Source organism: Burkholderia sp. BCC1998, from assembly GCF_905339875.1.
Classification (GTDB): Bacteria; Pseudomonadota; Gammaproteobacteria; order Burkholderiales; family Burkholderiaceae; genus Burkholderia.
Genome location: NZ_CAJPHE010000005.1, coordinates 342,241 through 357,010 on the forward strand (window position 1 = coordinate 342,241; position 14,770 = coordinate 357,010).

The following is a 14,770-nucleotide window of genomic DNA, read 5'->3' on the forward strand; positions in this document are numbered from 1 at the left end:
CTATGCATGGAATCAATAAATGTCACGGGAAAACTACAGCGAACTGCTGGCATTGATCGCGGTTGCGCGCGAACGAAGCTTTACTCGCGCCGCTGCGCAGTTGGGTATCTCGCAGTCGATGCTCAGCCACACGATTCGTGGGATGGAGACGCGGTTGGGAGTGCGTCTGCTTACACGTACCACGCGCAGCGTCTCTGTGACGGAGGCTGGAGAGCGGTTGCTGCAGGTCGTCGAACCGAGGTTCAACGACATCGAAGCAGAGCTCAAGGGCATCATCGAAATGCGGGACGTTCCAGCGGGAACGATTCGTATCACAGCGCCAGAGCACGCGATAGATACGTTGCTCTGGCCGAGACTTGCGAAGATCCTCGCGTCATATCCGCAGATCAAGCTGGAGCTCAACGCCGACTATGCTTTGACAGATATCGTCCAGAGCCGGTATGACTTTGGAGTGCGTCTCGGCGACGAGCTGTCGAAAGATATTTCCGCGGTCCGTATTGGGCCTGACCAACGTTTCGCGATCGTGGCTGCGCCATCGTACTTCGCGTCACAAGCAATGCCAACCAAGCCGCAAGATCTGGTCTCTCATGATTGCATCAACCTTCGGCTTCCGACACTGGGAAACCTGTACGCCTGGGAACTCAGTAAAGGCCAGCGAAAAGTAAACGTCCGGGCCGACGGGCGGCTCGTATTCAACGGCATCTATCAGGTGTTGAACGCTGCTCTATCTGGTTATGGGTTGGCTTACATCCACGAGGACTTGGCGCAGCCTCATCTTGCCGCCGGAAGATTGCTGCCGGTGTTGAAACCTTGGTGGCGCACGTCCCCGGGATATCACATCTACTACTCCACTCAGCGCGAGGTTTCACGTGCGATGCAAGTCCTGATCGACGCACTTCGGCACACGAAGTAGCTGCTCGAGTCGTCGAGGCGGTCGAGTAATCCAGTGCGTGCTCGGCGTCGCATTTATCAATCTGATTCATCGGTCCATTCCGCATTAAGGGTATTCACTGATGGCTTCCCGGCCCTACTATGGGTTCCGAAGCCGGGGCCGCTAGCGATGAATTCCCGTCGCGCATGTCGAGCCCTCGGCAGTCAATACCTTCGTTGAGATGCACCAATGCTACATCCGCGCGTCGGATGGACGGGCGTTGCTGCGTCCTGCATTTTGGGAGCGGACATCATGACCCCTTCATCTTCTTCATTCGTTTCCTCGAGGCGCCAGATAGGAAGTGCGGTAGGCGCCATGGCGCTGTGTGTGGCAATGCTGATTGCCTCGGAATTCATGCCCGTCAGCTTGCTGACGCCGATTGCGCATGATCTGGATGCAACCGAGGGCCTCGCTGGTCAGGCAATCTCGGTTTCCGGTTTCTTCGCCGTCCTGGCTAGCTTGTTCGTCGCGCCGATCGCGGGGCGTTTCGATCGTCGGCATGTGTTGATGAGCATGACGGTGCTGATGCTGATATCGCTCGTGCTGATCGCCGTGGCGCCAAACTTCGCTGTGCTGATGATCGCACGGGGATTCCTGGGGCTCGCCGTCGGAGGTTTCTGGTCGCTGTCCACCGCGACGGTGATTCAATTGGTGCCGGTGCAGCGCGTACCCAAGGCGCTTGGAATGATCTACATGGGGAATGCGATCGCAACAGCCTTCGCTGCTCCGATCGGCGCGTACGTCGGTGGCCATCTGGGTTGGAGGTTCGTTTTTGCTGCGCTGGTGCCACTGGTACTGGTGAATCTGCTATGGCAAGCGGTAAGCCTGCCGAGCATGCCTCCACGAGCGGCGATTCCCGTCACCAGGTTGTTCGGGCTGCTGAAGCGTCGCAATGTTGCAGTCGGAATGGTCGCGGTCATGCTTACCTTCGCGGGCTCCTACGGAACGTTCACCTACTTCCGCCCGTTTCTGGAAACGGTAACCGGAGCCGACGCCAATCAACTGTCGATGCTGCTGCTCGGATTGGGTATGGCCGGTTTTGCCGGCACTCACTTCGCGGGCACGATGCTGCATCGCAACCATGTTTACCCTCTGTTGCGCTGGTTGCCGATCGCGCTGGCCGCCGCGACGCTGGGGCTGGTGCAGTTCGGACACCTGTTCGTGGGCGCGGCGATGATGATGATCGGATGGGGCGCCGTGAATGCGGCGATCCCCGTAACCTGGTCCACCTGGCTGGCGAAGGAAATCGACGATGAGCCCGAAAGCGGTGGCGGCTTGATGGTCGGATCGATCCAGTTGGCGATCATGCTGGGCGGAGCGCTCGGGGGAGCACTCCTGGACCACATCAGCGTGTTCGCTCCTTTGGTGGGCGGGGTGGTGTTGCTCCTTCTGTCAGCGTTGCTCATTGGTAATGGCGCACGCCTGAAGAAGACGGAAAAGCTCGACTGACAAAGTTCTGGGCGCACGTACGCTCGATTTTGTAGGTGCGTCGCTCAGCAAAGGTTCGAAATTGCCCGAAGTACTGGTTGCTGCGCAGCAGTGTCAGCTGCAACGCAGCCAGTGTGGCACCGCTCAACGCTCATGATCGTGGCTCGACGATGTGGCATTGCCGGAGCGTTGAAGTCTGAGGTGCTCCATGTCGAAGCGTTCCGGGCATGCGCGAACACCGCGCATCACTGCGTGCTTGGCCCGGGGCGGATTAATCAATCCTGTTCATGCCCACATTCAACAATTCGAGGTTCTGCGCAGGCCGCGTAACCGTAACATCGCGACTTGCGTAAATCTCAGATACGGACGGCGTCATGGTAAAGCTTACTGTCAATGATGAGAATCGCTCGTTCGAGGGCGATCCGAGTATGCCTGTGCTTTGGTATTTGCGTGATGAACTCGGGCTGACGGGGACGAAGTTCGGTTGTGGCATGGCGCTGTGTGGCGCGTGCACCGTACTGGTCGATGGTAGTCCGGTTCGATCGTGTCTGACGCCGCTTGCGAATGTCGCAGGTCGCAAGGTAACGACGATCGAAGCCGCCGAGCAATTGCGCATCGGCCAAGCGCTGCAGGCCGCCTGGATCGAGCACCAGGTGCCTCAATGCGGCTATTGCCAGTCCGGGCAGATCATGTCGGCGATCGCATTGCTTTCCACGAAGCCTCGCCCGACCGACGACGATATCGATGCAGCAATGAGCGGAAACGTGTGCCGATGCGGCACCTATGTCCGGATTCGCGCTGCCATACACAAGGCCGCGAATGTGCTCGCAGCGCGAGCGTAACGCCGGCCGGAAACCTTGGCCATCACGACGCTCGTGACGAAAAACAGGATGCAATCCATGACGAACCACTCCGGTGTTCCGAACGAAGGCGCAGAGTCGAGTGTGAGCGACAGTCCTTCCATCGCAATGTCTCGCCGCAACTTTCTCGGGAGCATGGCAGCGTTCACGCTTGCGCTCAGCGTCCACGGAGGCGTAGCCCGTGCGGCGGCCGTAGTCGGAAAGTCGGCGGCACCGTTGACTTTCGAGCCGAATGCCTTCATCCGCGTTGCCGAGGACGGCAAGGTGACCGTGATCTCGAGTTACCTCGAAATGGGCCAAGGGACGTTTACGGGGCTGGCTACTCTCGCCGCCGATGAACTCGACGTGAGCTTGAGCGAGATCACCGTTACGGGGTCTCCGGCCGATCTGGAGCATTACATCAATCCTGTCCTCGCCGCGCGAGGATTCAAGGTGCAGGCGACCGGCGGCAGCACGGCGATGGCGGGAGCCTGGGTTCAAATGAGGCACGCGGCGGCCACCGCCCGGACCATGTTTGTGGCTGCTGCGGCCAAACGGTTCGGCGTGCCTCAGGGCGAACTCGTGGTAGAGAGCGGCGTCGTTGTCCACGCGCGCTCGGGACGCCGGGCAACGTACGGTAGCCTGGTGGCCGCTGCCGCCGCAGAACCCATTCCCAAGGAGGTCGTGCTCAAAGACCGAGCCCAGTTCCGGTTCATCGGCAAGAACGGTACGCGTCGCGTGGACATTCCCGCCAAGGTCAACGGTAGTGCGATATACACGCAGGACATCCGACTTCCCGGCATGCTCGTCGCCGCGATCGCGCATCCTCCGAAGCTGTGGGCGAAGGTGCGCCGTGTCGATAGCGCTAAGGCGCGGTCTATCCCCGGTGTGGTCGAGGTGGTGCAGGTTCCCGGCGACAACGAGATTCAGGGTGGTGTGGCGGTGCTGGCCCGCAACACGTGGGCGGCCCGTCGGGGAAGGGACGCGCTGAGAATCGAGTGGGACGAGCGGGGCGCGCTGACTGCGGACTCTTCCACTATCGTCGCGAAGTTTCGCGAACTGGCCGGTATGCCGGGCGTGGTGGCGAAGGAGCGCGGCAAGGTGCTCGACGGCACGCCCACCGGTGCCAAGGTGATCGACGCAGTCTATGAGCAGCCGTATTTGGCACATGCGCCGATGGAACCACTGAACTGCGTCGTGCATTTGACCAAAGACCGCTGCGAAATTTGGAACGGCGAGCAATGGCACACGGGCGATAGCACCGCAGCCGCGAAGGAACTCGGCTTCGCATTGAACCAGGTTCAGCTGCATCAGCTCTACGCAGGGGGGAGTTTCGGCCGGCGCGCCAATCCGAGATCGGATTTTGTCCGCGAAGCCGTTCGCATTGCGATTGCCGCACGTAAAGCGGGCATCGACGTGCCGATCAAAATGGTGTGGATGCGCGAAGACGACATGCGTGGCGTTCAATATCGTCCGCTTACTGTGCATCGTGTGCGTGCGGTCGTCGATGCTTCGGGGCAGCTGGCGTCCTGGCACCATCGTGTCGTCGGGCAGAGCTTTTTTCCGTCGTCCGATCCCAAGGCGGTGGACCATAACCTCGTGGAAGGGGTGGCCGACACGGGCTATGCCATTCCGAATTTCCGGGTGGAACAACATAGCTACAACGCGTTCGCGATACCCGTGGCATGGCTTCGCTCGGTGGGTCATACACACACCGCGTTTGTTGTGGAGACGATGATCGATGAACTGGCCGCGGCGGCCGGGAAAGATCCCTATGCGTTTCGACGGCAGCTGTTGCAGTCAAGCCCACGCGACCTCGGTGTGCTCGATCTCGCCGTCGAAAAGGCGGGATGGGGCAGGCCGCTGCCTGCCTCAAAACCCGGCGATCGACGCGCGAGAGGAATTGCTGTCCACGAATCGTTCGGTACGCACGTCGCGCACGTAGCGGAAGTCACGCTACATCGCGACGGCTCCTACTCCGTGGACCGGATCGTATGTGCAGTCGATTGCGGCACGGTTATTAACCCTGACATCGTCGCCTCCCAGATCGAGGGCGCAGCCGCGCTCGGCCTTTCGTTCCTGCATCAAGCCATAACGTTCAAGCAGGGACAAGTCCAGGAAAGCAATTTTCACGACTATCCGATTCTGCGAATGAATGCGATGCCGCGTGTAGAGGTGTACATGGTGCCTTCGACCGCCGCGCCTACGGGCATTGGCGAGCCTGGCACGCCGCTCCCTGCGCCGGCCGTGGCGAATGCTCTTGCTGCCATCACGGGCCGGCGGATTCGCGCATTGCCTTTGCGTGACGACGTGCTCGCATCTTGAGCAGGAATATGCAATTGAGACGAATTGATACCATGAAGATCCTCCGCTGGATGGCTTGCGTCGGTCTGGCGGCCGTTCTCGCCATTGCAGGATGGCTCGCATACAGCGCGCTTCGACCGTCCGGACCGGAACCGGCGCCGCCTTTCGCGGGCGTGCCGGCGGATCTGCCGGCAGGCGTGGCACGCGGCGGCTACCTCGCGACGGCGGCGGATTGCATCGCATGTCATACGGCTCCGGGTAGCAAGCCATTTACGGGCGGCCGCGCGTTCGATTTGCCGTTCGGAAAGATCTACTCCACCAACCTCACGCCCGACAAGGAAACCGGGATAGGCGGCTGGACTGACGATGAGTTCGTCAGGGCTGTGCGCCAGGGCGTGGGTCGGGCCGGGCACTTGTATCCCGCGATGCCTTATACGTCATATACGGCAATGAGCCGCGAAGACGTGTTGGATATCAAAACGTATCTGCTTTCCCAGGCACCAGTGCGACAGGTCGCGCCGGTCAACACGCTCGAGTTTCCGTTCAACCAGCGTTGGGGCATGGCGCTCTGGAACGCGATCTTCTTTCACGAGCAGCGATTCAGGCCCGATCCCGGGAAAAGCGTGGAGTGGAATCGCGGCGCGTATCTGGCAGGCCCGCTCGGGCACTGCGGCGAATGCCACACACCACGAAATGCCGGGTTTGCAATGCAATCTCGTGCGTACCTGTCGGGTGCCGACATCGATGGTTGGAAGGCGTATAACACGACGCAGGACGATCTTTACGGTATTGGCGCGTGGCGGGACGAGCAGATTGCCGGCTATCTTTCGACGGGGCACGCACCTGGCCGCAGTTCCGCGGCGGGCCCGATGGCGGAGGTTGTCGAGCATAGCCTTCAACATTTGACGCCAAACGACATCAGCGCATTGGTCGCATACCTTCGCGGGATAACGCCTGTGAAGGGTGGTGATGCAGGGCCCGTGGAGCTTGCGCACATGTCGGGCACGATCTTCTATCCGCCCGTCACCGACGACGCCGATTTCAGCCTGCTGTTCATCGAGACTTCAGGCTGCCTGCCGATGTGCGGCCACGCGACGATCGGCTCGATCGCGTTCGCGATCGAGGAGCGGCTCGTCGTGCCGAAGCGGCCGGGCACGGTGACGGTCGACGTGCCGGCCGGGCAGATCGTCGCGCGCTACGAGATGGACGGCGGGCGCGTGACGTCGGTGCGCTTCACCAACGTGCCGAGCTTCCTGCTCGCGCGCGACGTCGAGATCGACATTCCCGCGCTCGGCACGCTGGCCGTCGACATCGCGTACGGCGGCAACTTCTATCCGATCGTCGAGGTTCAGCCGAATTTCCCCGGCTGTGAGCATTTCACGCCGGACGAGCTGCTGACGTGGGGCCGCGACGTGCAGCGCGCGGTCAACGCAGCGCTCGACGTCGTGCATCCCGATGATCCTGCGATTCGCGGCGTGCATCACTGCATGTGGACGGGCAAGCCGATCGCCGACGATGCGCACGGGCGCGCGGTGGTGATCGCCGGCGACAGTCTCGTCGATCGCTCGCCGTGCGGCACCGGCAGCTCCGCGCGCGTCGCGCAGCGCTTCGCACGCGGCTGGCTCGCAGCCGGCGACGCGTATTGCCACGAGAGCCTGATCGGCAGCCGCTTCATCGGCCGCGTGGAATCGGTCACGCGCCTGAACAGCGGGCTCGACGCCGTGCGCCCGAGCATCGAAGGGCGCGCGTGGGTCACGGGCCGCGCGCAGTATCGCGTCGATCCGTCCCAGCCGTATGCGCACGGCTTCAGCCTGCAGGAGTTCGTCAATTGAACGCGATTCCGCGACAACACGCGCCCGCCGCCCCCGGCACCGCACGCGAGGAAACGGCCGTCGTGATCGGCGGCGGGATCGTCGGCGTGTGCTGCGCGCTCTATCTGCAGCGCGACGGCCGTGCGGTCACGCTGATCGATCCGGCCGCGCCCGGCGACAGCACCGCGAAATGGAGCTGCGGACAGATGGCGGTCAGCGAGGTCATTCCGCTGTCGAAGCCCGGCATCCTGATGAAGGTGCCGCGCTGGCTGATGGACCAGAAAGGGCCGCTCGCGTTGCGGCCCGGCGCGCTGCCGGGCATCCTGCCGTGGTTCTTCCGGTTCGTCGCGTCGGCCCGTCACGCGAAGATCGTGTCGATCGCGCAGGCGATGGCGACGCTGACGCACGACGTCTATTCCGATTACGCGCCGCTGCTCGATGCGTGCGGCGATCGCGCGCTGCTGGGCCAGCGCCCGGTGCTCGAAGTCTTCGACGATCCGGCCGGCATCGCGCACGAACAGCCGCATCTCGAGCTGCGGCAATCGCTCGGCTTCGCATCGCAGCGGCTGAACGCCGCCGAGATCGGCGATCTCGAACCGGCGCTCGCCGGCCGGTTCAAGCACGGGCTGCTGTTTCCCGACTGGCGCGCGGTCAACGATACCGAAGGCTTCATCACGGCGCTGACGGCCAGCTTCGAAGCGCAGGGCGGACGCCGCATCCGCGCGAATGCGGCGCGCATCGATGAGGCGAACGGACGCGCGACCGGCGTGACGCTTGCCGATGGCGAGCACATCGCGGCCGATCACGTGATCGTCGCGGCCGGCACCGGTTCGCGGCAATTCTTCAGCCAGCTCGGCGTGCGCGTGCCGCTCGAAGGGATCGCCGGCTACCAGGCGCTGGTGACCGACCCGGGTGTCGAGTTTCGCCACTCCGTGATCTATGCGGACGGCGGCTTCTGCTTCAGCCCGATGACGCGCGGGCTGCAGATCGGCGGCACCATCGAGTTCGCGGGCCGCAATGCGGCGCCGAACTTCCGGCGCGCGGACATCATCCTGGAGAAGGCCCGACGCATCCTGCCGGCGCTACAGACTTCGCGCGTCGAATACGGCGTCGGCTATCGGCCGTTCCTGCCCGACACGAAGCCGGTGATCGACCGCTCGAAGCGGCTGCCGAACGCGATCATGGCGTTCGGCCACGGCCAGCTCGGCCTCACGCTCGGCGCGACGACCGGGCGCCTCGTCGGCGACCTCGTCGCCGGCTGCCCGACGCGGCAGGACCTCGCGCCGTTCAGCGCTTATCGCTTCGCCTGACATTCGAGACCTTTCATGCTCATGCACTCCTACGAACGACTTTTCATCGACGGCCGCTGGGTGGCGCCCATTCAGGGCCGTACCTTCGACACGCTCGATCCGTCCAACGAAACCGTGATCGCCAAAGTGGCCGCCGCGACCGCGGACGACATCGACGCGGCGGTCAACGCCGCGCGCCGCGCGTTCGACGAAGGCCCGTGGCCGCGCATGACCGGCGCGCAGCGCGCCGCCGTGCTGCGCGCGATCGCGCAACGCATCCGCGACCGCCTGCCCGAACTCGCCGAACTCGAAGTGCGCGACAACGGCAAGCCGCTGCCCGAAGCGCTGTGGGATCTCGGCGACGCCGCCGGCTGCTTCGACTTCTATGCCGGGCTCGCCGAACAACTCGACGGCAACGCCGAAACGCCGGTGCCGCTCGCGGACGAACGCTTCAGCACGGTCGTCCGCAAGGAGCCGATCGGCGTCGCCGGCGCAATCATCCCGTGGAATTTTCCGCTGCTGATGGCCGCGTGGAAGGTCGCGCCCGCGCTCGCGGCCGGCTGCACGATGGTGCTGAAGCCATCCGAACTGACGCCGCTCACCGCGCTCGAACTGGCCGGCATCGCCGACGCGGCCGGGCTGCCGGCCGGCGTTCTGAACGTCGTGACGGGGCTCGGCGCGGACGCCGGCGCGCCGCTCGCCGAACATCCGGGCATCGACAAGCTCGCGTTCACCGGCAGCGTGCCGACCGGCAGCCGGATCATGCAGGCCGCCGCACGCGACATCAAGAACGTGAGCCTCGAACTCGGCGGCAAGTCGCCGTTCATCGTGTTCGGCGACAGCGATCTCGAAGCCGCGGTCGAATGGATCCTGTTCGGCATCTTCTGGAACCAGGGCGAAGTGTGCTCGGCAACCTCGCGCGTGCTCGTCGAGCGTTCGTTGTACGCGCCGCTCGTCGAGCGGCTCGCGCAGGAAGCGCGCAAAATCACCATCGGCAACGGTCGCGACGACGGCGTGCTGCTCGGCCCGCTCGTGAGCCGCGGTCAGTACGACAAGGTGCGGGAAGCCATCGCGCGGGGCCGCGACGAAGGCGCGCGACTCGTGACGGGCGGCCGGCGGCCCACGCATCTCGAACGCGGCTACTTCATCGAGCCGGCCGTGTTCGCCGACGTGCCGGAAGACAGCTGGATCTGGCGCGAGGAAATTTTCGGGCCGGTCGTCTGCGTGCGGCCGTTCGATACGGAAGACGAAGCGGTTCGCTCGGCCAACGATTCGCGCTTCGGGCTTGCCGCGGCGGTCATGTCGGCCGACCTGCCGCGCTGCGAGCGCGTGGCACGCGCACTGCGCGCGGGCATCGTGTGGATCAACTGCTCGCAGCCGACGTTCACGGAAGCGCCGTGGGGCGGCTACAAGCAAAGCGGGATCGGGCGCGAGCTCGGCGAGTGGGGCCTGAACAACTACCTCGAGATCAAGCAGATCACGCGCTACGACAGCGACAAGCCGTGGGGCTGGTACATCAAGTAGGAAGGTGAATCGATCATGCGCTGGAACAAAACGCTGCAGCTCGTCGACGTGCATTGCGAGGGCGAGATCGGCAAGGTCATCACCGGCGGCGTCCTCGACGTGCCGGGCAAGACCATGCTCGACAAGATGAACTACATCAACGAAACCGACGACAGCTTGCGGCGCCTCGTCGTGCTCGAACCGCGCGGCTGCCTGCAGATGTCGGTCAACCTGCTGCTGCCGCCGACGCGGCCCGACGCGCACGCCGGCTTCATCGTGCTGCAGGCCGACAAGGCGCATCCGATGTCCGGCAGCAACTGCATCTGCGTCGTGACCGCGCTGCTCGAACTCGGGATGGTGCCGATGCAGGAACCCGAGACCACCGTCGTGCTCGACACACCAGCCGGGCTCGTCACCGCGCGGGCCGCATGCGGCGACGGCCGCTGCGTCGGCGTGTCGCTCGACATGGTGCCGGCGTTCGTCGAACACCTCGACGTCGACGTGCACACGCCGGAGTTCGGCACGATCAAGGTCGACATCGCATTCGGCGGCGTGTACTACGCGCTCGTCGACGTCGGCCAGATCGGGCTCGACATCGCGCCGGACAACGCGCGCCAGCTCGCGACGCACGGCGTGCGGCTCAAGGAGATCGTCAACCGGCAGGTGGCCGTGCAGCATCCGCTGTACCCGGAGATCGACGAAGTCGCGTACGTGATGTTCCGCCACCGCGTCGACGACACGCTGTACCAGACCTGCACGACGCTGCCGCCCGGCCGGGTCGACCGCTCGCCGTGCGGGACCGGCAGCTCGGCCAACCTCGCGACGCTTGCCGCGCGCGGACGCGTGCAGGTCGGCGACCGCCTCACGTCGCGCTCGACGATCGGCGGCGAATTCCGCGTTGAGCTGCTCGGCACGACCGACGTGGGCGGGCGACCGGCCGTGCTGCCGCGCGTCACCGGGCGCGCGTGGGTGTTCGGGTTCCAGCAGCTCGGCGTTGATCCCAACGATCCGCTGGCGGCCGGATTCATGCTCAGCGATACGTGGGGCGACGGATTCGGGCCGTCGGCCGCATCGGGCACGTGAGGACGCGATGCTAAACTCCAGAGCGCGCCCGGCGACCCGGGCCGATTACAGGAAGGGTAGCGAGATGAGCAAAGAGGCCGTTGAAACCGAAGGTGGCGGCCGCCGGCACGGCGGGCGGTATGTGTATGAGGAATTGCGCAAGCAGATCCTGACGCTCAAGCTGAAACCCGGCGTGCAGCTCGACGAAATCTCGCTGGCTGCGCAGTTCGGGCTGTCGCGCTCGCCGGTGCGCGACGCCATCGCGCGGCTGAGCAGCGAAGGGCTCGTCACGATCCTGCCGAACCGCACGACGCTCGTCACACCGTTCGAGATCGAGGAATTCCCGAAATACATCTCGGCACTCGACCTGATCCAGCGCGCGGTCACGCGGCTCGCGGCCACGCAGCGCTCCGAAGCCGACCTCGCGAAGATCCGCAAGGCCGACGACGTCTACATGGAAGCCGTCGCGAGCGGCGACTTCCAGGCGATGTCGGAGACCAACAAGGCGCTGCACATGGCGATCGCGCACGCGGCGAACAACCCGTACTTCGTCGGCTACTACGAACGGCTGCTCGGCGAAGGGCAGCGCCTGCTCCATCTGCATTTCGACTTCACCGTGAGTTCGCCGACGGCCGCGAAGCTCGGCCGCGACCACGACGAACTGATCGACGCGATCGTGCGGCGCGATGCGGACGCGGCCGAGCGTGCCGCACACGAGCACACGATGCTGTTCCAGAAGCGCTTCCTCGATTACATGAAGCAGAACATGACCGAATCAATGGCAGTCGTCTAAGTGTGCAGTTACTGGTTGGCCTGAAAGCTGCCCCAGTCTTACTCGAAAGACTCCAACTCTGGCGTGATTGTATTGACGATTTCGTGGGCAACGTCAACTCGGTTTCCTGTCGTAAGGTGGTCGCCCGCGCATCGGTGCTACCTCGCATCGGCTTTGAGTTGTTCGGTCCGGGTGCCGAAGCGCAACTTTGCGGGTATCTTGTCGGGAATCTGCCCGGTGCCCCTTTGTGATCAAGACATTGCGGCCGTTATTCGATTGCGGCCCGGCTAAATATGGGTAGGATCGTGGGTAGGGCGCCATCTGCGATTGAGGGAGTCTTACCTGGCGGGTCTCCGCGAGCGATGGTTGTAGTTGGCTGCCTTCCGCCATTCCGCCGCCATGCCCGTCATGCAGCGACCACCATGACGACCAACCATGAAAAAGGCCCGCAAAATACGCGGGCCTCGTGCAATCAGCAATTGCCTTTCTTCGCCTGTCCGGGCGGGCAGAACCCGTTCCCCGGCCCGCCCTGCGGTGCCACGACGACCGGCGGACCCGGCACGTATGCGACGCACCCGCTGAGCGCGCCGACCACGCTCGCCGCGGCGAGCAATGCGATAACCCCTTTCTTCACTTCGTTCTCCCGTTTATTGAGGAAAGGGCTGTGAGGCCCTTTCGATGATGCTGCCGATGCGTCAGAAGCTGAAATTGACGTTCGACTGACTGGTCGTCGCGTTGACGTTCGTCGATTGCGTTGCGCCCGACGCTGCGTCCGCTTCGATCGTGTATTGTGCCGCGGCGGTCGGCGATGCGGCCAGCGCGACCGGCAGCGAGCCCGAGTACGTGCCGACGATCGGCGCGGCCGTGGGCACGTTGAGCGCATACGTACCCGTATCCAGATTCGCGTTGATCGACGTGATCTCGTACGCGTTCGCATCGACGGTCTGCAACGCGCGCACGAACGCGTTGGCGCTTGCCGTCACCGTGCCGCCGACCGTGCTCATCGTCGATGCCGGCAGCGTGATCGGGGCAGTCGACGCCGACACGGCCGTGGTCGTGTTCACCACGACCGGGACCGAGCGGACGATGCCGGACGCGAAGTCGTTCTGCACGATCACGACGTCGTAGTTGCCTTGCGTCGAGCTCTGGATCAGCGGCGACAGCACGAATTTCCCGGTGTTGTCGGCAACCGTGCCGCGGACCACCTTGCCGCCTTGTTCCGCATACACGGTCGCGCCGGCTTCGGCCGAGGCGACATAGCCGGAGATCGCGCCGCTCACGACGGTCGGGATCGCGGTGACGACCGGCTTCAGCGCATACGTGCCGTTGCCGCGCTGGACGATCGACTTGCACGCGTTGAAGTCGAGCACGAGGTCGACGAGCGTGTTCGGCTGGACCGTGAAAGGCTGGATGATCTTGTAACCGCTTTGCGTCGCGCTCGGCGTCGCGAGCGCCTGTTCCGTGCCGCCCGTCGGGACGACCGAGTTCGCGAGGGTGTTGCCCTGGTTCGGCGCGAGAACGAGGCGGATCTGCTGATACTGGCCGGCCGGCAAGGCGGTCTGGCCGATATCGGCGAGCACGCCGTTGGTCAGCGACAGCAGGTCGATCTTCTGCGGTGTCGCCAGCGTGATGGTCGACCAGCCGGCGTCGTTATCGGAAGCATTCCCATTCGCATTGACGCGGACCTGAGAAACGGTCACGAATACGTGATCGAAGCCGCATGACGGTGCATCGGTCATCGCGACATGCAGCGTGCCGGTTTGCGCGCTGCCGCCATCGTCGCCGCCGCCGCATCCTGCGAGTGCGAACGGCACCGCTGCCGCGCATAGTGCGGCCTTCCAGAATGTGTTGTTCATTGTTTTGTCCCCCTTCGAGGTTATTGTGCGTGCAACGAAGCATAGCCGCGGGGAACGCCCACAGTATGAGCAGCTTTGAAACGAACCGTAAATCCTGCGTCGGAGCGTAAGAACCGCTGCCCGTCGATCGATATTCGCGACGCAATGGCAGGCAATAAGGCCCACAGCGAAGGAATCCTGTCCGGATCGATCGAGCAGGGCATGAGTCGCCGGGACACGGCATGTTCGCGATCGGCAAAAACTTGATCGGTGAAAGCACTAAATCCGCCCTGATTATTTCGCCGCTATAGTCGAATCACGAATGGTAGATGCGAGCGCCATGCGCCGCCGCCATTCAGGCAAAGACTGTAGACGGGTGCTGTATGAAAAACACAATCGAAAAGACCACCGGACCGGTGTGGGGTGTGGCGGCAGGCGTGTTTCTGGCTGCCGCAGGACTGAGTCTCGGCATCTTCCCGAAATCGCTGAACAGCACGGGAACCGCAAACGACTTCCTGGCGTCCGGCGTCGCGATGCTGGGAATCTTCCTCGTCGTCTATTCCACGCACGAACTACGACGAAAGCGCCTGCACTGAGCGCTGGCACACGCGCGTTCCGCCAAACGCCGCAAAGATGATGCCGGGCCGATCGACGGCTCAGGAATGCGCGCGTCCTTTTGCCTGGCCCGTATCGACCAGCAGATCGTCGACGAGGATTTCGCCGGCCGCGCGGCCTGCGCGCAACGCATTGCGGGTGTTGCGGAACAGGTGGCCGCCGTCGTCGGCGAGGCGAATCGGTCCGAGCAGGCGCGGCGCGCTGCCGGCCGAGCGCACCTGCACGACCGCGACGAACCCGAACCGCAGCGGGGCGGGCGGCGCGTGGTCGCGCGATTCGTCGAGCCGGAATTCGCAGCGGATATCGATTGTGTATCCGCGGTAGGTGTACGCACTGTTCATCTGCAGCTCGCTCGGAAGGGAACGCGGTGATGGACCGTGG

The 14,770-nt window shown here is 63.9% G+C and carries 13 protein-coding genes; 11 read left to right on the top strand and 2 right to left on the bottom strand.

Translation table 11 applies throughout. The annotated features are described in order from the left end of the window. Positions 1-19: 19 nt before the first annotated feature. The 10 genes from U5A56_RS12335 (at position 20) to U5A56_RS12380 (ending at position 12,607) form a co-directional block, all read left to right on the top strand. Complete coding sequence (locus U5A56_RS12335) at positions 20-913, top strand: LysR family transcriptional regulator (protein WP_321922566.1); 894 nt, start codon at positions 20-22, stop codon at positions 911-913. Between the two features lie 270 nt (positions 914-1,183). Then, positions 1,184-2,380 carry an MFS transporter gene (locus tag U5A56_RS12340; protein WP_321922567.1) on the top strand — a complete coding sequence of 399 codons (1,197 nt, stop codon included), beginning with the start codon at positions 1,184-1,186 and terminating at the stop codon, positions 2,378-2,380. Positions 2,381-2,733: 353 nt separating this feature from the next. Continuing rightward, positions 2,734-3,201, top strand: coding sequence for a (2Fe-2S)-binding protein (locus U5A56_RS12345; RefSeq protein WP_321922569.1), 468 nt, complete (start codon positions 2,734-2,736; stop codon positions 3,199-3,201). 57 nt (positions 3,202-3,258) lie between these two features. Further along, a complete protein-coding gene (locus tag U5A56_RS12350; RefSeq protein ID WP_321922640.1) occupies positions 3,259-5,523 on the top strand; it encodes a xanthine dehydrogenase family protein molybdopterin-binding subunit in 2,265 nt (754 codons plus the stop codon). A gap of 974 nt (positions 5,524-6,497) precedes the next feature. Beyond that, complete coding sequence (locus U5A56_RS12355) at positions 6,498-7,334, top strand: 4-hydroxyproline epimerase (protein ID WP_321922571.1); 837 nt, start codon at positions 6,498-6,500, stop codon at positions 7,332-7,334. Beyond that, complete coding sequence (locus tag U5A56_RS12360) at positions 7,331-8,623, top strand: FAD-binding oxidoreductase (protein WP_321922573.1); 1,293 nt, start codon at positions 7,331-7,333, stop codon at positions 8,621-8,623. The genes U5A56_RS12355 and U5A56_RS12360 overlap by 4 nt, the downstream gene beginning before the upstream one ends. A gap of 21 nt (positions 8,624-8,644) precedes the next feature. Then, complete coding sequence (locus U5A56_RS12365; RefSeq protein WP_321922642.1) at positions 8,645-10,126, top strand: aldehyde dehydrogenase family protein; 1,482 nt, start codon at positions 8,645-8,647, stop codon at positions 10,124-10,126. A 15-nt stretch (positions 10,127-10,141) separates the two neighbouring features. Then, positions 10,142-11,188, top strand: a complete 1,047-nt coding sequence (locus U5A56_RS12370) for a proline racemase family protein (protein WP_321922575.1) — start codon at positions 10,142-10,144, stop codon at positions 11,186-11,188. A 64-nt stretch (positions 11,189-11,252) separates the two neighbouring features. Further along, positions 11,253-11,960, top strand: a complete 708-nt coding sequence (locus U5A56_RS12375) for a GntR family transcriptional regulator (RefSeq protein ID WP_321922577.1) — start codon at positions 11,253-11,255, stop codon at positions 11,958-11,960. 401 nt (positions 11,961-12,361) lie between these two features. Then, complete coding sequence (locus U5A56_RS12380; protein WP_321922648.1) at positions 12,362-12,607, top strand: hypothetical protein; 246 nt, start codon at positions 12,362-12,364, stop codon at positions 12,605-12,607. Positions 12,608-12,634: 27 nt separating this feature from the next. Here U5A56_RS12380 and U5A56_RS12385 read toward each other — a convergent pair whose 3' ends face one another. Further along, the gene (locus tag U5A56_RS12385; protein ID WP_321922579.1) at positions 12,635-13,795 is read right to left on the bottom strand and encodes a DUF4382 domain-containing protein; all 1,161 of its coding nucleotides are present in this window, start codon (positions 13,793-13,795) and stop codon (positions 12,635-12,637) included. Positions 13,796-14,157: 362 nt separating this feature from the next. Here U5A56_RS12385 and U5A56_RS12390 point away from each other — a divergent pair, with 362 nt between their 5' ends. After that, complete coding sequence (locus tag U5A56_RS12390; protein WP_321922581.1) at positions 14,158-14,370, top strand: hypothetical protein; 213 nt, start codon at positions 14,158-14,160, stop codon at positions 14,368-14,370. Positions 14,371-14,430: 60 nt separating this feature from the next. Here U5A56_RS12390 and U5A56_RS12395 read toward each other — a convergent pair whose 3' ends face one another. After that, the gene (locus tag U5A56_RS12395) at positions 14,431-14,730 is read right to left on the bottom strand and encodes a hydrogenase maturation factor (protein WP_321802292.1); all 300 of its coding nucleotides are present in this window, start codon (positions 14,728-14,730) and stop codon (positions 14,431-14,433) included. Positions 14,731-14,770 lie beyond the last annotated feature (40 nt).